This is a genomic window from Stenotrophomonas sp. S39 (assembly GCF_016624665.1).
Classification (GTDB): Bacteria; Pseudomonadota; Gammaproteobacteria; order Xanthomonadales; family Xanthomonadaceae; genus Stenotrophomonas.
The window spans coordinates 1-19,140 of the sequence record NZ_JACVTT010000046.1 but is presented as its reverse complement, the minus strand read 5'-3'; the positions used below and the strand labels follow the sequence as shown (position 1 = coordinate 19,140).

23 protein-coding genes are annotated in these 19,140 nt (G+C 68.6%); 10 read left to right on the top strand and 13 right to left on the bottom strand.

Annotation, left to right across the window (positions count from 1 at the left end; translation table 11 throughout):
- Positions 1–63 precede the first annotated feature (63 nt).
- From lptC to IAE41_RS13065, 3 genes are all read right to left on the bottom strand, one after another.
- On the bottom strand, positions 64–639 hold the full coding sequence (gene lptC, locus IAE41_RS13075) for an LPS export ABC transporter periplasmic protein LptC (RefSeq protein ID WP_200733413.1): 576 nt from the start codon (positions 637–639) through the stop codon (positions 64–66).
- The gene (locus IAE41_RS13070) at positions 636–1,184 is read right to left on the bottom strand and encodes an HAD hydrolase family protein (protein WP_200733412.1); all 549 of its coding nucleotides are present in this window, start codon (positions 1,182–1,184) and stop codon (positions 636–638) included. The genes lptC and IAE41_RS13070 overlap by 4 nt, the downstream gene beginning before the upstream one ends.
- Before the next feature lie 65 nt (positions 1,185–1,249).
- Positions 1,250–2,251, bottom strand: coding sequence for a KpsF/GutQ family sugar-phosphate isomerase (locus IAE41_RS13065; RefSeq protein WP_200733411.1), 1,002 nt, complete (start codon positions 2,249–2,251; stop codon positions 1,250–1,252).
- A 54-nt stretch (positions 2,252–2,305) separates the two neighbouring features.
- On the opposite strand from IAE41_RS13065, the gene IAE41_RS13060 reads away from it, so the two are divergent.
- From IAE41_RS13060 to IAE41_RS13050, 3 genes are read left to right on the top strand one after another with little or no spacing between them, the layout of a single operon-like run.
- Complete coding sequence (locus IAE41_RS13060; protein WP_021202589.1) at positions 2,306–2,536, top strand: BolA family protein; 231 nt, start codon at positions 2,306–2,308, stop codon at positions 2,534–2,536.
- A 21-nt stretch (positions 2,537–2,557) separates the two neighbouring features.
- The gene (gene murA, locus IAE41_RS13055; protein WP_200733410.1) at positions 2,558–3,829 is read left to right on the top strand and encodes a UDP-N-acetylglucosamine 1-carboxyvinyltransferase; all 1,272 of its coding nucleotides are present in this window, start codon (positions 2,558–2,560) and stop codon (positions 3,827–3,829) included.
- Complete coding sequence (locus tag IAE41_RS13050) at positions 3,826–4,143, top strand: hypothetical protein (protein WP_079220907.1); 318 nt, start codon at positions 3,826–3,828, stop codon at positions 4,141–4,143. The genes murA and IAE41_RS13050 overlap by 4 nt, the downstream gene beginning before the upstream one ends.
- A 118-nt stretch (positions 4,144–4,261) precedes the next feature.
- On the opposite strand, the gene IAE41_RS13045 is transcribed toward IAE41_RS13050, so the two are convergent.
- From IAE41_RS13045 to purM, 6 genes are all read right to left on the bottom strand, one after another.
- Positions 4,262–4,945 carry a DUF3108 domain-containing protein gene (locus IAE41_RS13045; RefSeq protein ID WP_200733409.1) on the bottom strand — a complete coding sequence of 228 codons (684 nt, stop codon included), beginning with the start codon at positions 4,943–4,945 and terminating at the stop codon, positions 4,262–4,264.
- A gap of 2 nt (positions 4,946–4,947) precedes the next feature.
- Entirely contained in the window at positions 4,948–5,760 is an 813-nt protein-coding gene (locus tag IAE41_RS13040) for a DUF3108 domain-containing protein (RefSeq protein ID WP_200733408.1), read from the bottom strand.
- A 67-nt stretch (positions 5,761–5,827) separates the two neighbouring features.
- Positions 5,828–6,481, bottom strand: a complete 654-nt coding sequence (purN, locus tag IAE41_RS13035) for a phosphoribosylglycinamide formyltransferase (protein WP_200733407.1) — start codon at positions 6,479–6,481, stop codon at positions 5,828–5,830.
- Complete coding sequence (locus IAE41_RS13030) at positions 6,478–6,915, bottom strand: hypothetical protein (protein WP_200733406.1); 438 nt, start codon at positions 6,913–6,915, stop codon at positions 6,478–6,480. The genes purN and IAE41_RS13030 overlap by 4 nt, the downstream gene beginning before the upstream one ends.
- Before the next feature lie 7 nt (positions 6,916–6,922).
- A complete protein-coding gene (locus IAE41_RS13025; RefSeq protein ID WP_079220916.1) occupies positions 6,923–7,414 on the bottom strand; it encodes a hypothetical protein in 492 nt (163 codons plus the stop codon).
- Positions 7,415–7,433: 19 nt separating this feature from the next.
- On the bottom strand, positions 7,434–8,492 hold the full coding sequence (gene purM / locus IAE41_RS13020) for a phosphoribosylformylglycinamidine cyclo-ligase (RefSeq protein WP_079220917.1): 1,059 nt from the start codon (positions 8,490–8,492) through the stop codon (positions 7,434–7,436).
- A gap of 112 nt (positions 8,493–8,604) precedes the next feature.
- On the opposite strand from purM, the gene IAE41_RS13015 reads away from it, so the two are divergent.
- Genes IAE41_RS13015 through hda form a run of 3 tightly spaced genes read left to right on the top strand, consistent with a single transcriptional unit; the run spans position 8,605 to position 11,608 of the window.
- Positions 8,605–9,732 (top strand): DUF2066 domain-containing protein, encoded by a 1,128-nt coding sequence (locus IAE41_RS13015; RefSeq protein WP_234458502.1) that lies wholly within the window; start codon positions 8,605–8,607, stop codon positions 9,730–9,732.
- Positions 9,729–10,901 carry an AI-2E family transporter gene (locus tag IAE41_RS13010; protein ID WP_079220921.1) on the top strand — a complete coding sequence of 391 codons (1,173 nt, stop codon included), beginning with the start codon at positions 9,729–9,731 and terminating at the stop codon, positions 10,899–10,901. The genes IAE41_RS13015 and IAE41_RS13010 overlap by 4 nt, the downstream gene beginning before the upstream one ends.
- Positions 10,901–11,608 (top strand): DnaA regulatory inactivator Hda, encoded by a 708-nt coding sequence (hda, locus tag IAE41_RS13005; RefSeq protein ID WP_079225113.1) that lies wholly within the window; start codon positions 10,901–10,903, stop codon positions 11,606–11,608. Before IAE41_RS13010 ends, hda begins: the two co-directional genes overlap by 1 nt.
- A gap of 581 nt (positions 11,609–12,189) precedes the next feature.
- Here hda and murU read toward each other — a convergent pair.
- The 4 genes from murU to IAE41_RS12985 all read right to left on the bottom strand — a co-directional run bounded on the left by murU (position 12,190) and on the right by IAE41_RS12985 (position 15,817).
- On the bottom strand, positions 12,190–12,900 hold the full coding sequence (gene murU / locus IAE41_RS13000; protein ID WP_200733405.1) for an N-acetylmuramate alpha-1-phosphate uridylyltransferase MurU: 711 nt from the start codon (positions 12,898–12,900) through the stop codon (positions 12,190–12,192).
- A complete protein-coding gene (locus tag IAE41_RS12995) occupies positions 12,900–13,925 on the bottom strand; it encodes a phosphotransferase (protein ID WP_200733404.1) in 1,026 nt (341 codons plus the stop codon). Before IAE41_RS12995 ends, murU begins: the two co-directional genes overlap by 1 nt.
- Positions 13,926–13,985: 60 nt before the next feature.
- On the bottom strand, positions 13,986–14,255 hold the full coding sequence (locus IAE41_RS12990) for a GlsB/YeaQ/YmgE family stress response membrane protein (RefSeq protein ID WP_108764310.1): 270 nt from the start codon (positions 14,253–14,255) through the stop codon (positions 13,986–13,988).
- Between the two features lie 68 nt (positions 14,256–14,323).
- Positions 14,324–15,817: a M20 family metallopeptidase gene (locus tag IAE41_RS12985; RefSeq protein ID WP_079220928.1), complete on the bottom strand. Its 1,494-nt coding sequence runs from the start codon at positions 15,815–15,817 to the stop codon at positions 14,324–14,326.
- A 130-nt stretch (positions 15,818–15,947) separates the two neighbouring features.
- On the opposite strand from IAE41_RS12985, the gene IAE41_RS12980 reads away from it, so the two are divergent.
- From IAE41_RS12980 to IAE41_RS12965, 4 genes are all read left to right on the top strand, one after another.
- Entirely contained in the window at positions 15,948–16,346 is a 399-nt protein-coding gene (locus IAE41_RS12980; RefSeq protein ID WP_200733423.1) for a helix-hairpin-helix domain-containing protein, read from the top strand.
- A gap of 354 nt (positions 16,347–16,700) precedes the next feature.
- Entirely contained in the window at positions 16,701–17,756 is a 1,056-nt protein-coding gene (locus tag IAE41_RS12975) for a L,D-transpeptidase (protein ID WP_200733403.1), read from the top strand.
- 17 nt (positions 17,757–17,773) lie between these two features.
- Complete coding sequence (locus IAE41_RS12970) at positions 17,774–18,499, top strand: murein L,D-transpeptidase catalytic domain family protein (protein ID WP_079220931.1); 726 nt, start codon at positions 17,774–17,776, stop codon at positions 18,497–18,499.
- Between the two features lie 34 nt (positions 18,500–18,533).
- Positions 18,534–19,139, top strand: a complete 606-nt coding sequence (locus tag IAE41_RS12965; protein WP_200733402.1) for a HutD family protein — start codon at positions 18,534–18,536, stop codon at positions 19,137–19,139.
- Position 19,140: the final 1 nt, after the last annotated feature.

Sequence of the window (19,140 nt, the reverse complement as noted above, 5' to 3'; positions counted from 1 at the left end):
CGGCGGGTGGGGGCTGCGGCCTCGCGCCAGTCGCCATGGCGACGTCGCGGGCCAGCGGCGGAATCAGCGTTGGGGCGTGTAGCGGCCCTTGGACTGGCTGAGGAAATGATACGTGTTGTTCTTCGAATCCACCTCGAACCCGACGCCGGACTGTTCCATGCCCGGGCGGGTCATGGTCACTTTGGCATCGGTACGGGCGCGGCTTTCCTTCGGGAACACGTCCAGGTGGTCGGTACGGAAGGTGGTGGGCACCACGCCGGGGGCGGCCGGGCTGTCGCCTGAAACGTCGCCGCGCAGCTTCATCTCGTCGCCCTTGGCGCTGAGCCAGCCGGTCTGCGCGCGCAGGGTCCAGTGCTGGCCGTCCTTGTCGGGCATCTCGAACAGCGGGGTGGTGATGTTGATGGTCTGGTCGCCGCGCTGGCGCTCCAGCAGCGGTGCGCGCAGGGTGGTCGATTCCTTGCCCTGTTCGTCCAGCGCCACGATCTGGAAGTCGTGCAGGATGTAATCCACGCCCACGTCCTGGCCGGTCTGCACCGGCCCCTTGTCGCGGTTGCGCAGGGCGGCCCAGCTGCTCAGCAGGGCCGCCAGCAGCAGGCCGATGCCGAGCACGGTGCGCCAGTTCAGCGACGGAGCATTCATGCGCCGAACCTCGCCAGTACGGCATCGATATGCCCCTGCGCGGCCAGCAGCACGTCGCACAGTTCGCGAGCGGCGCCACGGCCGCCATCGCTGCGGGTGGTCCAATGCACGCGTTCAGCGATCCACGGGTGCGCGTTGGCCGGAGCCACGGCCAGGCCGACCGCGCCCAGCGGCGCCAGGTCGGGCAGGTCGTCGCCCATGAACGCCACCTGGTCCAGGCCGATGCCGTGCTGGGCGCACAGCGCCTGCACGCTGGCCAGCTTGTCGCCCACCGCGATCTGGGTGTCGATGCCCAGGTCGGCGCCGCGCCGCAGCGCGGACTGGCTGTTGCGCGCGGTGATGAGCACGGGGTGGATACCGTGCTGCTGCAGCAGTTTCAGGCCCAGACCATCCTGCACGAAGTACGCCTTGCTCTCATTGCCGTCCTTGTCGTAGTACAGCCGACCGTCGGTGAGGGTGCCGTCCACGTCGAAGCAGGCCAGGCGGATACAGGCCGCGGTGGCATGCAGGTGGGCGGGGAAGGCGGGCAGGGGGGACCAGGGCATCAGGGCATCAGGCTCGTTCGGGGCGGGTGCGGTTTACAGTCTGAATGGGGTCTACGGACTCTCGGTTAAACCACCCGGGCCCGCAACAGGTCATGAATGTTCAGCGCGCCGACCGCCCGGCCCTCGCCGTCAACCACGATCAGGCCGTTGATCTTGTGGGTTTCCATCAGCCGGGCGGCTTCCACCGCCAGCTGGTCGGCACCGATGGTGCGCGGGTTGCGGGTCATCACCTCGGCGATCTTCGCCGTGCGCACATCCAGTTCGGTGTCCAGCGCACGGCGCAGGTCGCCGTCGGTGAACAGGCCGATCAGCACGCCCTGGGCATCGACCACGGCGGTCATGCCCAGCCGCTTGCGGCTCATCTCCACCAGCGCCTGGCTGAGGCTGGCGCCGGCGTCGACCTTGGGCAGGTCGTCGCCACTGTGCATCACGTCGGTGATATGCAGCAGCAGGCGGCGGCCGAGGCTGCCGGCCGGGTGCGAGCGGGCGAAGTCGTCCGCGGTGAAGCCGCGCGCGTCGAGCAGGGCGACGGCCAGCGCATCGCCCATCGCCAGCGAGGCGGTGGTGCTGGAGGTCGGCGCCAGCGCCAGCGGGCAGGCCTCGGCCGGCACACTCACGTCCAGGTGCACGTCGGCGGCCTTGGCCAGGCTGGACTGCGGCCGTCCGGTCATGGAAATCAACACATTGCCCTGGCGCTTGAGCACCGGCAGCAGCATCAGCACCTCGTCCGATTCGCCCGAATAGGACAGCGCCAGCACCACGTCGTCCTCGGTGATCATGCCCAGGTCGCCGTGGCCGGCCTCGCCCGGGTGCACGTAGAAGGCCGGGGTACCGGTGGAGGCCAGGGTGGCGGCGATCTTGCGGGCGACATGGCCGGACTTGCCCATGCCGGTGGCGACCACCCGGCCGCGGCTGCCCAGGATGGCCTGGCAGGCCTGCTGGAATGCCTCGCCCAGCCCGCTGGCGACGGCCTGCAGCGCCTGCTGCTCGATCTCGAACACGCGGCGGCCGCTGGCCACCAGGGCGGCAGGATCGACGGAACGAAGGGGCAGGGAGGACTCGGCCATGCGGACGCCACGCAGCGGAAGTAGAATGAGGGTTCATTTTATTAGGAAAGCCCGTTGGACGCCGACACCATCCGCAACCTGATCGAAACCGGCCTGCCGGGCGCCCGCGCCGACGTGCGCGGTGACGATGGCGTGCACTTCGAAGCGACCGTGGTCTGTGAGGCCTTTGCCGGCAAGATGCCGCTGGCCCGCCACCGGATGGTCTATGCCACCCTGGGCGACCTGATGGGCGGCGCGATCCACGCGCTGGCGCTGAAAACCGTGACCCCGGCCGAAGCCGGCTGAACCGCAGAAGATTCCCAATACATGGCCAAGATCGTTGTGACCGGCGGCGCTGCGCTGCACGGTGAAGTGAGCATCTCCGGCGCGAAGAACGCCGTCCTCCCCATCCTCTGCGCGACGCTGCTGGCCGATGCGCCGGTGGAGATCACCAACGTGCCGCACCTGCACGACGTGGTCACCACGGTGAAGCTGCTGGGCGAACTGGGCGCCAAGGTCACCATCGACCAGGGCACCCTGTCGCGCGGCAGCGCGATCGTGGTCGACCCGCGCCCGGTCAACCAGCACGTGGCCCCCTACGAGCTGGTCAAGACCATGCGCGCCTCGATCCTGGTGCTGGGCCCGCTGCTGGCCCGCTTCGGCGCGGCCGAAGTGTCGCTGCCCGGCGGCTGCGCGATCGGTTCGCGCCCGGTCGACCAGCACATCAAGGGCCTGCAGGCGCTGGGTGCGGACATCGTGGTCGAGAACGGCTTCATCAAGGCCACCGCCCAGCGCCTGAAGGGTGGCCACTTCACCTTCGACATGGTCAGCGTCACCGGCACCGAGAACGTGCTGATGGCGGCCGTGCTGGCCGAGGGCACCACCATCCTCGACAACGCCGCGATGGAACCGGAAGTGACCGATCTGGCCCACTGCCTGATCGCGCTGGGCGCGAAGATCGAGGGCCTGGGCACCGCCCGCCTGGTCATCGAAGGCGTCGAGCGCCTGTCCGGTGGCCGCCATGAAGTGCTGCCCGACCGCATCGAAACCGGCACCTTCCTGGTGGCCGCGGCGATGACCGGCGGCAAGGTGACCGTGAACCGCGCGCGCCCGAACACCATGGACGCCGTACTGTCCAAGCTGGTCGAGGCCGGTGCGACGATCGAGACCACCGAAGACAGCATCACCCTGGACATGCACGGCAAGCGGCCGAAGGCGGTCAACCTGACCACCGCGCCGTACCCGGCGTTCCCGACCGACATGCAGGCGCAGTTCATGGCGCTCAACTGCGTGGCCGATGGCGTGGGCGTGATCAACGAAACGATCTTCGAGAACCGTTTCATGCACGTCAACGAACTGCTGCGCCTCGGCGCGGACATCCAGGTGGAAGGCCACACCGCCATTGCCCGCGGCCACGAGCGCCTGAGCGGTGCGCCGGTGATGGCCACCGACCTGCGCGCATCGGCGTCGCTGATCCTGGCCGGCCTGATGGCCGACGGTGAGACCACCATCGACCGCATCTACCACCTCGACCGTGGCTACGAGAACATCGAAGAGAAGCTGTCTTCGCTCGGTGCCACCATCCGGCGCGTGCCATGATCCTGCGCGGCCGCTTCAGCCCCCGCCGCAAGGCGCTGCTGGCGCTGGTGCTGATCGTGCTGGCGTGGCTGGGCTATGCCTGGTACGCCAACCTGGCCATCACCAAGGGCATCGAGCAGAAGGACATGGACTGGAATGGCGATGGCACGGTCAGCCGTGACGAGATCATCCAGTCGTTCTATGCCGTTGCGGTGAACGACAGCCAGGAAGGCAACCGCCATTGCCGCACATTCGTCTGGCGCAGCAGTGGCCAGCAGATCCGGGTGGACTGCCGCACCGAGTTCAAGCCGGCCGAAGCGGAAGAGAAGAAATAAGAAAACGCCCGCGCAAGCGGGCGTTTTCTTTACGGTAGCGCCGGGCCATGCCCGGCGAGCGCGCAGCGCGGAAGCAGAAGCCGCCGGGCAAGGCCCGGCGCTACCGCGGCAGGGTGGGTCAGTTCAGCGCCTTGATGGTCAGGTCCAGCGCATCGCGGCCGCCTTCGCGCTGCAGGATGCGGGTCGGCACCGGGAACTCGGGCACGATCCAGGCGATCTGCTCCTTGTCGCCATCCACGCGCGACACCTTGGTGGCCTGGTAGCTCTTGCCGCCCACGGTCACCGCTTCCTTGCCCACGACCTTGTAGGTCATGTTCTTGATGCGGCCCTCGTCGACCATGCGGTAGGTCAGCGGCTTGCCGGCGGCCAGGTCGCGGGCGATGGCCAGGTTGATCAGCAGCGCATCCATGTCACCGGCCTTCAGCGCGACCGGGCCGGCGCGGTCCGGCTTGATGTCGCCGGTCCAGGTGGCCTGGTTGCTGGTCCAGTTGTAGTTGGCCTGAACGTTGCGCTTCTTCACCAGCAGCGCCGAGCGGTCCTGGCTGCTGAGCGGGCGCAGCTGGCCACGCACTTCCTCGAACACGGTGCTCTGGCTGAGGTCGGCCAGCTGGTTCTTCACCTGCAGGTTGTAGCGCCACTTGCCGCTGCCTTCGCTGGCCAGGGTCATGGTGCCGTTGGCCTGCATGCCCATGTAGCTGGCCAGGTAATCAGCCTTGAACGGCTGCAGGGCCATGGCCGGCAGGCTGGCCACCGACAGTGCGGCAGCGGCGATCCAGGTCAGCGGGCGGGTCAGGGTCGTCATGCTCATACTCCTTGGTATTCGATCAGGCGCAGGTCGACACGGTCCTCGCCATCTTCGCGTTGCAGGATGCGCACCGGCGTGGGGACACCGTTGGCGATCCACAGAATGGTTTCGTTGTTGCCGCCGTTGGTGCGGTACACCTTCAGCGCGTTGTAGGACAGATCGCCGACCTCCACGTTCTCGGTCTGCGCGGCCGCCTGGTAGTCGTGCTGGCGCACCTTGCCCAGTTCAACGTAGCGGTAGTGCATGGCCACGCCGGGGCGGGCGTCGCGCATCAGCGACAGGTTCAGCAGCAGCGCGCTCTGGTCGCCGGGCTGCAGCGGAATGGGTTTGGCACGGTCCTTCTTCACATCGCCGGTCCATTGCGCGGTGCCGGTTTCCCAGTTGTAGGTGCCTACCGCCTTCTTGCCCAGGAACAGGCCCTTGCGCACGGTGCTCTGGCTCAACGGCGCGTAGACGCCATTGCGCACGTCGAACACGGTGCTCTGCTCCAGGTTCAGGCCGAGCACGCTGGCAAAGCCGCGGCGGCCGACCACCTGCATGTCCACCCGCCACTGGTTGCCGCCGGTGTGGGTCACCTGCATGGTTGCGTCGCCAGCCTCCTTGCCCTTGTAGAAGGCCTGGTAGGTGGCACTGAACGGCTGCAGCGGCGGCGGTTCCCAGGCCATGGCCGGCAGCGCGGGCAGGGGCGGTTCGGCCGGTGCCTCCACCATGGGCGCCGGTTCGGCCGACGGCGGGGTCTGCGCCCAAGCGGCACAGGCGAGCACGGCGAACGGCAGCAGCAGGAATTTGCGCAACGGGGGCGTGTTCTTCATGGCAGGCAGGAACCGCAGGAGGTGGCAGGATGCCAGCCCCGCAGTCAGCGGGGCGTGTGCACGGGCGTTACCGGTTCAGGTTCCCGGCGGAATCTAGAGCCAATGGGCTAAACAGGGGGTGACCGTCGAGTGTCGGCCGGCCCTCCCGTTCAGCCAGGCGGCCATCGCACAGCAGCTGCAGGGTGGCGATCAGCAGGGGATGCTCGACCGCCAGCACGCGATCGGCCAGGCGGGTTGCGTCATCGCCGGGCAGCACCGGGACGCGCGCCTGGGCCAGCACGGTACCGGCATCCAGCTCCGGCACCACCAGGTGCACGCTGGCCCCATGCTCGGCGTCGCCGGCATCCAGGGCACGGGCGTGGGTGTGCAGCCCCTTGTAAAGCGGCAGCAGGGAAGGATGGATGTTGACCAGGCGGCCGTTGAAGCGCTGCACGAAGCCGGCACCGAGGATGCGCATGTAACCGGCGCAGACGATCCAGTCCGGGGCCACGGCGTGGACGGCATCGCCAAGCGCCTGTTCGTAGGCAGCGCGGTCGCTGAAGGTCTTCGGCGCGTGCGCCCAGCGCTGTCCGTGCCCGACCCGCTGCAGCGCGGCCGCATCGGGGCGGTCGGAGAACACGCCCACCACCTCGGCCGGCAGGCGGCCGGCCGCGATCGCATCGAGGATGGCCTGCAGGTTGCTGCCACGGCCGGAAGCCAGTACGGCGATACGGGCGGTCATGCGACGACGGCGCTGCCCGGTTCGCTGAAGCTGGCCACGACTTCGGCACGCAGCAGCACGACCAGCGCGTAGACGCCCAGCGCGATGCCCAGCGCACCGCCCAGGCAGGCCGCACCGGCGGCGACCATGCACAGCGTGCGCTGGCGGCGCTGGGACAGGCGGCGGGCTGCGGTCAGGCTGAGGCCGCCCAGCGCGGCAAAGACCAGGCTGGCACCGACGAAGAGCGCGGCCAGCAGGGCCGGCGATGCTTCGGGATCGGTGCTGTGGCTCTCGCTGACATAGCCGCCGGCCGCTGCGAGCAGCAGCAGGACGGCCAGCACCAGCTGCAGGCCGCCGTAGATGTAGAACAGGATCTTCAGCGAATGCAGGTGGCTGTTGACCTGCAGGTCGGTCCAGCCGCGTGGCCGGTTCAGCGGGGGCGGGGCGACGGCCATCGGCAACTCAGCTTCGGGTAGGGACGTTGGCGGCAAAGGCGGCCTTCACCTGTGGCCGCAGCAGCACGATCAGGGTGAACACGCCCAGCACGGTGCCGAACGGGGTGAACAGGCACGACAGGCCGGCCACGACCAGGCACAGCAGGTAGCGCCGCCGCTGCTTCAGGCAGCGCCCGGCATAGGCGATGAAGCCGGCCATCACCAGGCCAAGCGAGACGACGCCGCTGCCCATGATGATGAACAACCAGCCCGCGAACTGCTGTTCCTGCGCCGAGCTGGGCTGGCCGTTGGAGCTCATCGGCAGGGTGCCGTTGAGCATGGCGATGCCCATCACGATGTGGAACACGAAGATCAGGGCGAACACCGCCGCCAGCCCGGCCACCACGTAGTGGAAGATCGAGAGCAGGCGCAGGTGGTCGTTGTCCTGCGAGGTCAGCCCGGGCACGGCCGGTGCCGGGGGCGGCACCGGTGCGGTGGGCAGGGGGGGCGTAGCGTCCATGCGGGCTCCTGGGTGCGTATCAGGCAATGCGGACGCGCTCGGCGCCGCTGGCGGTGACCACCTGGCCGATCGGCCAGTGAGCCAGGCCCTGCGCCTGCACGGCTTCGGACACGGCAGCGACCTGCTCCGGGGCGACGATCAGCACGAAGCCGATGCCGCAGTTGAAGGTGCGCCACATTTCGCTGTCGACGACGGCGCCTTCCTTCTGCAGCCACTGGAACACCGGCGGCAGCGGCCAGGCCGAGGCCTGGATGTCCAGGCCCAGGCCTTCGGGCACCACGCGGATGATGTTCTCGGTCAGGCCGCCACCGGTGATGTGGGCCATGCCGTGGATGGCCGCGCCATGCGACTTCAGCAGCGACAGGATCGGCTTGACGTACAGGCGGGTCGGCGCCATCAGCGCATCGACCAGCTTCACCCCGTCTTCCAGCTCCAGGTCGGCCGGCTGGCCGGCGCGGTCGTAGATGCGGCGCACCAGCGAGTAGCCGTTGGAATGCGGGCCGGAGGAGGCGATGCCGATCAGCACGTCGCCGGCGGCCACGCTGGCGCCGTCCTTCAGTTCGCTCTTCTCGACCGCAGCGACGGTGAAGCCGGCCAGGTCGTATTCGCCCGGGGCGTACATGTCGGGCATTTCAGCGGTTTCGCCGCCGATCAGCGCGCAGCCTGCCTCGGTGCAGCCGTTGGCGATGCCGCCCACGACCGCCGCGGCGGTGTCGATGTCCAGCTTGCCGGTGGCGAAATAGTCCAGGAAGAACAGCGGCTCGGCGCCCTGCACCAGCACGTCGTTGACGCACATGGCGACCAGGTCGATGCCGATCGTATCGTGGCGGTTCAGCTGGTGGGCCAGCTTCAGCTTGGTGCCCACGCCGTCGGTGCCCGACACCAGCACCGGCTCGCGGTACTTGTTGGACAGGTCGAACAGGGCGCCGAAGCCGCCCAGGCCGCCCATCACTTCCGGGCGGAAGCTGCGCTTGACCAGGGGCTTGATCCGCTCGACCAGTTCGTTGCCGGCGTCGATGTCGACGCCCGCATCACGGTAGGTGAGGGGGGAGGGGGCGGAAGACGGGGTGTTGGTCACGGGCGTCGGCGCTGGCAGGGGTTGAACGGGCGATTTTAACAGGCCGCATTGGCGCAAAGTCCGTATTCGGGCAACAATTCCCCCCGGATACGTCGAGCCAATGGATGTCCTGATGCGCCGCAGCCTTATTCTCACCCTGCTCCTTGCGCTGTGCCTGCCGGTGGCCACGATGGCCCAGAGCGGCCTTCGCACCGAGGGCGATGTCGCCACCGCCAGTGGTGCCTACGAGGCCGAAGTGCCCGTCAACAGCCAGGCCGAGGCCGACCGCAACGGTGGCCTGGCCCGTGCCCTGAGCGTGGTCCTGGGCAAGCTGTCCGGTGACCGCAGCGTCATGTCGCGCCCCGGCGTGGCGCAGGCCCTGCGCAACGCCAAGGACTACGTGGCCAGCTATGACTTCAAGCAGGATCAGAGCGTGGGCGCCAGTGGCGCACCCAGCTACCGGACCCTGCTGGTGGCCCGTTTCCGCGAAGATGACGTCGATGCGCTGGTGTCGGCCCTGGGGCTGCCGCTGTGGCCGCAGCCGCGGCCGAAGCCGGTGGTCTGGCTGGCGGTGGACGACGGCAGTGGCCCGCGCCTGGTCAGCGTGCAGCAGGCCAATGCCGCGCGCCCGCTGCTGAACCGGGCCATCGAGCGCGGCTACAAGCTGGGCCTGCCCAGTGGCGGCGCCGCCGAACAGGCCCTGGCCGGCGCGATCTGGCGCCAGGACAGCGCTGCGGTGGCCCGCGCGTCGTCACGCTACTCGCCGCCGATGCAGCTGATCGGCAAGCTGTACCGCGCCAATGGCGGCTGGCAGGCGGACTGGGTGTTCGTCGACAACGGCCGCGAGCTGAACAAGTGGACCACCAAGGACGCCAACGCCATGCGCGCGATGGCGGCCGGTGCCGACGGCGCCGCCGATGCCCTGGTCAAGCGCTACGCCAAGGCCGGCGCGGCCACCGGTGCAGCCGGTGCCTACCGCGTGGTGGTGACCGGCATCAACAGCGCCGATGAGTACCTGCGCCTGGCCGCCGGCCTGCGCGAGGTGCCGGTGGTGCGCAACGTCACCCCGCTGCGGGCGACGGGCGACCGCCTGGAGCTGAACCTGGAAATGACCACCGGCCTGGCCGGCTTCAACCGCATGCTGGGCGACAACGGCGTGCTGGTGCCTTCGGCGCCCCTGCCGGCCCTGCCGGCGCCGATCGATGACAGCACCGGCGCACCGCAGCCGGCCCCGGTCAGCAACGAGTACCGACTGCGATGATCCAGGCCCCGGAAGCGGAAATCGCGCAGTTCCTGCGACGGCTGAAGTACGTGGCCGTCGCCCTGCTGATCGGCTGGGTGGTGTGGCTGCTGGCCCCCATCCTGACCCCGTTCGTGCTGGCCTTGGCGCTGGCCTGGCTGGGCGACCCGCTGGTCGACCGCATCGAGGCCACCGGCCGTTCGCGCAATACCGGCGTGGTGCTGGTGTTCGTGGCCATGGTGCTGGTCATCACCGCACTGCTGCTGGTGCTGGTACCGATGATCGAGCGCCAGATCACCACGTTGATGGCCGCTGTTCCGCAGGCCCAGGCCTGGCTGATGCAGACCGGCATCCCCTGGTTCGAGCAGAAGACCGGCCTGGAAGTGATGCAGTGGATGGATCCGGACCGCCTGATCGAGTGGGTGCGCAGCCATTGGCAGCAGGCCGGCGGCTTCGCCACGACCTTCATGGGCTATGTCTCGCGCTCGGGCTTCACGGTGGTGACCTGGATGGTCAACCTGGCGCTGCTGCCGATCCTGGCGTTCTACTTCCTGCGTGACTGGGACAAGCTGGTCGAGCGCGTGGCCTCGGTGATCCCGCGCAACCACATCGGCACGATCACCAACCTGGCCCGCGAATCCAACGAGGTGCTGGGCGCGTTCATCCGTGGCCAGTTCCTGGTGATGGTGGCGCTGGGCGTGATCTACGCCGCCGGCCTGTCGATGGTCGGCCTGAAGCTGGGCCTGCTGATCGGCCTGGTGGCTGGCCTGATCAGCTTCATCCCTTACCTGGGCGCGACCACCGGCATCGTGATGGCAGTGGTGGCAGCGCTCGTGCAGGCACAGGGCATCGACCTGAAGCTGCTGCTCCTGGTCGGCGTGGTGTTCACCGTTGGCCAGCTGCTGGAGAGCTACGTGCTGACCCCGCGCATCGTCGGCGACAAGATCGGCCTGCACCCGGTGGCGGTGATCTTCGCGGTGATGGCCGGTGGCCAGCTGTTCGGTTTCCTCGGCATGCTGCTGGCGCTGCCGGTGGCGGCGGTCAGCAACGTGCTGCTGCGCTATGCGCACCAGCGTTACCGCCAGAGCGAGCTGTACGTCGGCGAAAAGCCGGCGATCGTGCTTGATGGCGTGATCGACGCGCCCCATATCATCCTCGACCCCTACGAGAACGGCCCGGACCCGAAGTGATTGGTGTGCCGCAACTTCCGCTGGCCCTGCATTACCCGCGGGACCAGCGCCTGGAGACCTTCATCGGTGCGCCGGATGGCGCGCTGGCGCAGCTGCGTGCGATCGCGGTGGGTGCCAGCCACGACTGGGTCTACCTGGAAGGTGCGGCGGGCACGGGCAAGACCCACCAGGCGCTGGCGATGTGTTCCAGCGCGCAGCAGGCCGGGCGCCTGCCGACCTACGTGCCGCTGGCCGGTGCGGTCGGCCGGGTGGCGGCGGCGCTGGATGGCCTGGAGCAGCGCGAACTGGTGGCGCTGGATGGCCTGGATGCGGTGGCGGGCCATCGCGAGGACGAGATCGCGCTGTTCGACTTCCACAACCGCGCGCGCGCGGCGGGGGTGACGGTGCTGTACACGGCGCAGCGTGCGCCGGGCGAGCTGGGTCTGGTGCTGCCGGACCTGCGTTCGCGGCTGGGCCAGTGCGTGCGCGTGCTGCTGCAGCCGCTGGATGAGGAAGGCCGCGCGGCAGTGTTGCGCGAGCGCGCGCTGCGGCGTGGGCTGGCGATCGACGAAGCGGCCATCGAGTGGCTGCTGTCGCACACCGGGCGCGAGCTGGGTGGGTTGATCACGCTGCTGGACTGGCTGGACCGGGAATCGCTGGCGGCGAAGCGGCGGATCACGGTGCCGTTCCTGCGCCAGGTACTGGAAGAAGGCCGCCCTCGCTACTGAGGGGTGTGTTTTCTTTGCAGGGCTGCCGCCCTGCACCCGCTGGAGCAACGTCAAGATCAAGTGCTGGCTTCCTGAGGGGAGGCGGGGCGCTGTGGGCGTGCGGGGACGCCGTAAACCCATCCATGGGGGCTTGGTCGCCGCATCCATGCGGCTCACACCCTGCAAGCCCACAGCGCCCCGCCTTCGACAGGTTCCCGCGGCTCTTGGTGGGTGTCGACCGTTGGTCGACACCACGCGGGAATGAATTTCCTGTAGAGCCGAGCCTATGCTCGGCTTTCTTGCATGGGGGCGGACGGCCAAAGGCAGCCGAGCGTGGGCTCGGCTCTACAAGAGCAAGTGAGCGAGCGCAGCGACGCGATCCGCTTTTGCTTTTCTTTTTCTTTTCCGTGGCTGGACGCGCACGGAAACTGTCAGAGGCCGGGCGGGATGGCTACGCGGGGGTGTCTGCGGCATGGATGCCGCGGACAAGCCTCCATGGATGGATTCACGGCGTCCCCGGTGTAGCCATCCCGCCCGGCCAAGCACGGCTTTGCAGTCGAGCAAGCTCGACTCTACCGACCACGCTGCCAGCCACGAGGGGCTCAGCCGTTCGCTGCCAACTCCGCGTCCAGCGCCCGCAGCCGATCCACCGTCCCGACATCGGTCCAGCGCCCGCGATGGTGCTGCCCGGTCATCAACCCCTGCGCCATGAAATGCTTCTGCAGCGGCACCACCGAGAACTTCGGCGGGTCTCGCTCGCTGCCCGGCGCATCGCCGATCACCGCGCGCCAGTCCGCCACGATCGACGGGCGGTACACGCCGATGCCGGCATAGGTCAGGCACGGGCCGGCGCGGTCGTGGTGCAGCAGGCCCTGCGCATCCAGGCGGTAGTCGCCCTCGGGGTGCTGCGCCGGGTTGTCCACCAGTACCAGGTGCGCCTGGCCCTGCGGCTCGCGGGGCAGGGTGGCGAAATCGAAATCGGTCCAGATATCGCCGTTGACCACCAGGAACGGCGCATCGCCCAGCCGCGGCAGCGCGTTGAGGATGCCGCCGCCGGTCTCCAGCGGGGTCTCGCCTTCGTGCACGAAGTGCAGCTGCAGGCCCCAGTGGCTGCCATCGCCCAGCGTGGCCGGGAACTGCCCGGCCAGCCATGCGGTGTTGATGACCACCTCGCGCACGCCCAGTGCGGCCAGCCGCTCCAGGTGCCAGACGATCAGCGGCTTGCCGGCCACCGCCAACAACGGCTTGGGCGTGTGCAGGGTCAGCGGGCGCATGCGCTCGCCCAGGCCGGCGGCGAAGATCAGGGCTTTCATCAGCGCACCACGCGCATCGGTGCGGCCAGTTCGGCCACAGCCGGCTTGATGCGCACGTCCAGCAGCTGCTGCAGCGGGGCCAGTTCGGGGTAGCGCGGCAGCACTTCGTCCAGGTAGCCAATGAAGCGCGGCACGTCGTCCAGGTAGTGGCCCTTGTTGTCGCGGTAACGCAGGCGGCTGAAGATGCCCAGGCACTTCAGGTGGCGCTGGATGCCCATCCAGTCGGCGTCGCGCAGGAAGGTCGCGCGGTCAGGCACCGGCAGGCCGGCGTCGAGCGCACGCTGGTGGTACTGCGCCAGCCATGCGTCCACGCGCGGCAGCGGCCAGCTCAGGAACGCGTCCTTGAACAGGCTCACCGCGTCGTAGGCGATCGGGCCACGCACCAGGTCCTGGAAATCGAGGATGGCCGGACCGTCGTCGACCGGCATCAGGTTGCGCGGCATGTAGTCGCGATGGGTCATCAGCTGGGCCTGGCCCAGCGCGTTGTCCATCAGCAGGCGCTGCGCCTGCTGCAGGCCTTCGGCCTCGGCGGCTTCCAGGGTGATGCCCAGGTGGCGTTGCAGGAACCATTCGTCGAACAGGCCGGCGTCGCGCTGCAGCAGGGCTTCGCCGAAGCGGCCGAAATCATCCGGCACGGGAATCGCCTGCAGGCGCAGCAGCTGGTCGATGGCGCGGCCGAACCAGGCATCGGCATTGCGTTCGTCCAGCACCTTGGCCAGGGTCGGGCCACCGAGGTCCTCCAGCAGCAGGAAGCCGGCGTCGAGATCCTGGGCGAGCAGGGCGGGCACGCGCAGGCCGTGGTCGTGCAGCAGGCCGCGCATGCGCAACCATGGCTGCGGATCTTCCAGGCCGGGCGGGGCATCCATCACGATGTGGCTGCCGCCACGGCTGGTGGTACGCCAATAGCTGCGCAGGCCGGCGTCGACCGAAGCGCGCTCGACCACCGTGTTGGCGTCGTCCAGCTGGGTGCGGGCCCACTGCAGGCGCTGCGCGCTGCGCTGGGGATCGGAGGCGGGTTCGGTCATGCAGGCAGTTCGGGGCGCGACGGGCGCGCCAAGCTCATGAAGAAAGAAGGAAGAGGGGCGTCAGCGGCGCGGAGTGAACAGCCGCATCAGTGCCAGCACGGCCACCGCGCCGACCACGGCGCCGAGGAAACCGGCCGGCTCGCCGGGGGCGTACCAGCCCATGTACTGGCCGAACCAGCCGGCCACCAATGCGCCGACGATGCCGAGCACGATGGTCAGCAGGCAGCCCATGCGGTTGTTGCCGGGCATGAAGAAACGCCCGAGCAGGCCGACGAAGAAGCCGACCAGCAGGATGTACAGCCAGCTGCTGCTGCCGAACAGACCATTCATGTGCATGCGTTCCGCTTGGGGTGGACGCAGCCTAGCAAGGCCAGGCTGCGTCCGTCACGGGTGTGCGGTCAGCAGCAGCCGTGGTCGCCGTGGCGGGTGCCGCTGTCGGCTGCCACCGGCGAACCGCTGGTCTCGCCACGCAGGCTGGCGGCGTAGTGCTCGCTGATGACCTTGGACACGCAGGCGGTGACCTTCTTGCCCATCGGGATATGCAGGAACTCGTTCGGGCCGTGTGCGTTGGAGTGCGGGCCGAGCACGCCGGTGATCATGAACTGCGCGCCCGGGAACTTCTCGCCCAGCATGCCCATGAACGGGATCGAGCCGCCTTCGCCCATGTACATCGCCGGCTTGCCGAAGAAGGCCTGGCTGGCGTCGTCGATGGCCTGGGTCAGCCACGGCGCCATGGCCGGGGCGTTCCAGCCGGTGGAGGCCTTTTCCAGGTCCAGGGTGACCTGGGCGCCGTTCGGCGGATCGCGCAGCAGCGCTTCCTTCAGCAGTTCGCCGCAGGTCTTGCCGTCGGCGGTCGGCGGCAGGCGCAGCGACAGCTTCACCGAGGTCTGCGGGCGCAGCACGTTGCCGGCCGATTCCAGCGGCGGCATGCCACCCACGCCGGTGACCGACAGCGCCGGGCGCCAGGTGCGGTTGAGCACCAGCTCGGTCAGGTCTTCGTTCATCGGGCGCAGGCCGTCGACCATCGGGAACTTCTCGAAGATCTCGGTATCGACCACTTCGGCGGCACGCTTGGCCTGGGCCAGGCGCTCGGCCGGGATCTCCACGTTCATGCCGTCGATCAGGATGCGGCCGGTGTCCTGGTCCTCGATGCGCGACAGGATCTGGCGCAGCAGGCGGAAGCTGGACGGGATCACGCCGGAGGCATCGCCGGAATGCACGCCTTCGTTGAGCACCTTGACGGTGAAGTTGCCGCCGGTCAGGCCACGCAGGGAGGTGGTGCACCACAGCTGGTCGTAGTTGGCGCAGCCCGAATCCAGGCAGACCACCAGCGACGGCTTGCCGATGCGGTCGGCCAGGTGGTCGACATAGGCGGGCAGGTCGTAGCTGCCGGATTCTTCACAGGCTTCGATCAGCACCACGCAGCGGGCGTGCGGCAGGCCCTGGGCCTGCAGGGCCAGCACGGCGGCAAGCGAACCGAAGATGGCGTAACCGTCGTCGGCGCCACCGCGGCCATACAGCTTGTCGCCGCGCAGGACCGGGATCCACGGGCCGAGGTCCTCGTCCCAGCCGGTCATTTCCGGCTGCTTGTCCAGGTGCCCGTAGAGCAGGATGGTGTCGTCGCCGGTCTCGGCGCCGGTGGCCGGAATTTCCAGGAAAATCAGCGGCGTGCGGCCTTCCAGGCGGACCACCTCGACCTTCAGGCCGGGCAGTTCCTGGGCCTTGGCCCAGTTTTCCATCAGGGTGACCGCCTGTTCCATGTAGCCGTTCTGCACCCAGTTGGCGTCGAACATCGGCGACTTGTTGGGGATGCGGATGTAGTCGACCAACTGCGGGACGATCTCGCTGTCCCACTTGTCATTGACGAATTGGCCGAGCTTGGCGCTGTCCATCTGAAACTCCGGTTGCATGGGCGTGTGATGCGGCCATTCTACGCCTGTGCCGGGGGTAGGGTTTTTCCTACAGCACGTCGGGTATTTGGCTGGCTTTTAGAAATCCCGGAAACCGATAGTCTGTGTGCATGTGGTGACGGACACTGTTTCGACCGACAGGATTGCCGGTCGGGACGGCCAGAACCACAAGGAGATACACGTCGTGCCTTGGCCAGTCGTGTTCAGGGTGTTGGTACTGGGGATGTGGATGGTGGGGGCGCAAGCCGCCGAGCCGATTGACATCAACCGGGCCGATGCCCAGGCGCTGCAGCAGGGATTGACGATGGTCGGGGCCGTAAAGGCAGCGGCAATCGTCGAGCACCGGCGCAGACACGGCCCATTTCATCGCGTCGAGGACTTGACGCAGGTGAAGGGGATAGGGACAGCAATCGTCGAACGGAATCGACAGCGGATCACCGTCGGCAACACGATGTTGCCAGCGGATCCGGTACCCGGATCGGTACCGGTGCGCTCCGTACCCAGGCGTTGACAGCAGGATCGTCGGGACCGGCAGGAGGCTGGTTCATCGGACACGGACAGGAAGGACGTGCCCACCGACCGTCGCAGGGATGCGGCACCAATCACCAGGATGGTGGCATCACAGACCTGTGGAAGGGGCTGAGATACAAGCAGGACGAACGCGGCCGCGTGCAGGATGCAACGCCGCCCCCACAGCGCAGGATGCGAGGGGGAGGCAGCAGGCCGACAAGGACGTAACGAGTGCCCGGTACGACACATGGTTGTGTCGCCGGGCATTTCGCTTTCTGGCGCGGGCACGTTCTGGCACGGCGCTGCACCGCCAATGGTGTAGGTTGGAGGTTCCCCACGGATTGGAACCTGCTGGATGCGCCTGCCCCGCCTGCCCCTGATGCTCGCACTTGCCCTGGCCCTGCCGTTGGCGGCCCAGGCCGCCACGCCCGCCACCGCTACGGCCGAAGTGCGTGGCCCGACCGATCTGAAGCCCGGTGAGTACCTGTGGCACCCGGAAGTGTCGCCGGTGGGCCCGATCGTGCTGGTGGTCAGCCTGGATGAGCAGCGCGCCTACGTGTACCGCAACGGCATCGCCATCGGCCTGAGCACGATCAGTTCGGGCAAGGCCGGGCACGAAACCCCCACGGGCGTGTTCACGATCCTGCAGAAAGACAAGGACCACAAATCCAACCTCTACAACAGCGCGCCGATGCCCTACATGCAGCGGCTGACCTGGGATGGCATTGCCCTGCATGGCGGCAGCCTGCCCGGGCACCCGGCCTCGCACGGCTGCGTGCGCCTGCCGCAGGCGTTCGCGCAGAAGCTGTTCAGCGCAACCCAGCGCGGCGACACGGTGGTGGTGGCCGACGCCAAGAGTGCGCCGATGACCCTGGCCTACCCGGCGGTGCTGGCACCGGTGAACGCGCGTGGCCAGGCTCTGCCGGAAACTGAAGGCGCCAGCCCGGCCAAAGCCTGGTGGGACGATGCGGTCGCCCCCAGCGGCCAGGTCGGCATCCTGGTCAGCCTGCACGACCAGCGCCTGTACGTGCTGCGCGATGGCGTGATGATCGGCGAATCGCCGCTGCGGGCCGATGCGCTGCCGGCGTTCCAGGGCACCACGTTGTTCGTGATGGGGCAGGGCTTCAGCGATACGCCCAGCCCGCTGGACACGCAGCAGCGCCTGCACCAGTGGACCGCCTACCCGCTGCTGGGCCTGGACCGCGCGCAGGCCACCCCGGACCTGCTGGCCACGCCGTCGTTGCCGATGGCGCTGCCGGCCGATTTCGCCCGCCAGCTGTACCAGGTGCTGGTGCCGGGCACGACCCTGCTGGTCACCTCGCTGCCCGCGGTGCGCCCAAGCGCGGCTGAATCGGGGTTGCAGCCGGTCTTGGAATCCGAACCCGCCACGCCCACGTCGAAGAAGTCCTGAGCGAATACCGTGTGCCCATGATTGCTTCACGCACGCGCTGGCAGGCCGCCTGCGGTCTGCTCGCGCTGGTCGCCGCCGGCAGCGCTGTCGCCGCGGCGCCGCCCGCCACCGCCAGCACCGACGACCTGACCGCGCTGCTGGCGCGCACGGCGCCCAACGCCGACCGCCACGTATTGAAGCTGGCGGCGACGGCGTTGCGCTGCGCCCTGCAGCGGCCGGAGCTGGGCATCAAGGCCGAGCGGCTGGGCGTCATCGATTACTCGCGGCCGTCCACCGAGCAGCGCCTGTGGGTGTTCGACCTGGCGCGGCAGCGGCTGCTGTTCGAGGAATGGGTGGCGCACGGCCGCAACAGTGGCGGCAACCGCACCGAGCACTTCTCCAACCGCGATGGCAGCTTCATGTCCAGCATCGGTGCGTTCACCGCGCAGGAAACCTACATGGGCGGCAACGGCTATTCGCTGCGCCTGGACGGGCTGGAGCCGGGCTTCAACGACAAGGCACGTGACCGCGCGATCGTCATCCACGGTGCGCCCTATGTGAACCCGACGATGGCCCGCCTGCAGGGCCGGCTGGGCCGCAGCCTCGGCTGCCCGGCGGTACGCCTGTCGGTGTCGCGGCCGCTGATCGATTCGCTGCGTGGCGGCACCCTGGTGTTTGCCTACTATCCCGACCCGCAATGGCTGCAGCATTCGCAGCTGCTGTCACCGCAGTGTGGCGAAGCGGGCGGCGTTGCTGCGCGGTGATGCGCGATCGCGCGCGGCATGATGCAATGCGCGCATGGACATAGATGCTCTGCTGCGCACCCCGAGCCAGGTGATCTCCAGCCTGGATTACCGCCGCGAACGCTGGCGCAACGGCCTGGGCTGGACCCGCGAGATCCTGCGCCTGCCCGCGCAGGGTGATGACTGGGCGCTGCGCCTGTCGGTGGCCGAGATCGAGCAGGACGCCGCGTTCTCGGCGTTCCCCGGGGTGGAGCGCGAGCTGGTGCTGCTGCAGGGCAATGGCGTGCGCCTGCGTTTCGCCGATGGCCGCGTGGCCGAGGTACTGCGACCGCACGGGCGCGTGCGCTTTGCCGGTGAGGTAGCGCTGGACGGCGAGCTGGTCGATGGCACCACCCACGATTTCAACCTGATGTGGAAGCGCGGGCTGTTGCAGGCCGAACTGCTGCACCGGCCGCTGGTGGGGTCGATGTTCTTCTTCTGCGAACCGGGCGTGGCCTGGGCGCTGTACCTGCTGGCCGGGCATGCGGAATTCGGCGCGGACAGCGGGCTGCCACCGATGCAGGCCGGCGATACCGCGTGGTTGGGTGCTGGTGAAAGGCAACGGCATGCATTGCAGGGCGGCGGTGAGTTGTTGGCGATACGGGTAACGCGCGCCGGGTAGC

Excerpts from the sequence above, each read along its gene's own strand:
- lptC (WP_200733413.1), bottom strand. The coding sequence starts at position 639 with ATGAATGCTCCGTCGCTGAACTGGCGCACCGTGCTCGGCATCGGCCTG.
- IAE41_RS13070 (WP_200733412.1), bottom strand. The coding sequence starts at position 1,184 with ATGCCCTGGTCCCCCCTGCCCGCCTTCCCCGCCCACCTGCATGCCACC.
- IAE41_RS13065 (WP_200733411.1), bottom strand. The coding sequence starts at position 2,251 with ATGGCCGAGTCCTCCCTGCCCCTTCGTTCCGTCGATCCTGCCGCCCTG.
- murA (WP_200733410.1), top strand. The coding sequence starts at position 2,558 with ATGGCCAAGATCGTTGTGACCGGCGGCGCTGCGCTGCACGGTGAAGTG.
- IAE41_RS13050 (WP_079220907.1), top strand. The coding sequence starts at position 3,826 with ATGATCCTGCGCGGCCGCTTCAGCCCCCGCCGCAAGGCGCTGCTGGCG.
- IAE41_RS13045 (WP_200733409.1), bottom strand. The coding sequence starts at position 4,945 with ATGACGACCCTGACCCGCCCGCTGACCTGGATCGCCGCTGCCGCACTG.
- IAE41_RS13040 (WP_200733408.1), bottom strand. The coding sequence starts at position 5,760 with ATGAAGAACACGCCCCCGTTGCGCAAATTCCTGCTGCTGCCGTTCGCC.
- purN (WP_200733407.1), bottom strand. The coding sequence starts at position 6,481 with ATGACCGCCCGTATCGCCGTACTGGCTTCCGGCCGTGGCAGCAACCTG.
- IAE41_RS13030 (WP_200733406.1), bottom strand. The coding sequence starts at position 6,915 with ATGGCCGTCGCCCCGCCCCCGCTGAACCGGCCACGCGGCTGGACCGAC.
- IAE41_RS13025 (WP_079220916.1), bottom strand. The coding sequence starts at position 7,414 with ATGGACGCTACGCCCCCCCTGCCCACCGCACCGGTGCCGCCCCCGGCA.
- IAE41_RS13015 (WP_234458502.1), top strand. The coding sequence starts at position 8,605 with ATGCGCCGCAGCCTTATTCTCACCCTGCTCCTTGCGCTGTGCCTGCCG.
- IAE41_RS13010 (WP_079220921.1), top strand. The coding sequence starts at position 9,729 with ATGATCCAGGCCCCGGAAGCGGAAATCGCGCAGTTCCTGCGACGGCTG.
- murU (WP_200733405.1), bottom strand. The coding sequence starts at position 12,900 with ATGAAAGCCCTGATCTTCGCCGCCGGCCTGGGCGAGCGCATGCGCCCG.
- IAE41_RS12995 (WP_200733404.1), bottom strand. The coding sequence starts at position 13,925 with ATGACCGAACCCGCCTCCGATCCCCAGCGCAGCGCGCAGCGCCTGCAG.
- IAE41_RS12990 (WP_108764310.1), bottom strand. The coding sequence starts at position 14,255 with ATGAATGGTCTGTTCGGCAGCAGCAGCTGGCTGTACATCCTGCTGGTC.
- IAE41_RS12985 (WP_079220928.1), bottom strand. The coding sequence starts at position 15,817 with ATGGACAGCGCCAAGCTCGGCCAATTCGTCAATGACAAGTGGGACAGC.
- IAE41_RS12975 (WP_200733403.1), top strand. The coding sequence starts at position 16,701 with ATGCGCCTGCCCCGCCTGCCCCTGATGCTCGCACTTGCCCTGGCCCTG.
- IAE41_RS12970 (WP_079220931.1), top strand. The coding sequence starts at position 17,774 with ATGATTGCTTCACGCACGCGCTGGCAGGCCGCCTGCGGTCTGCTCGCG.
- IAE41_RS12965 (WP_200733402.1), top strand. The coding sequence starts at position 18,534 with ATGGACATAGATGCTCTGCTGCGCACCCCGAGCCAGGTGATCTCCAGC.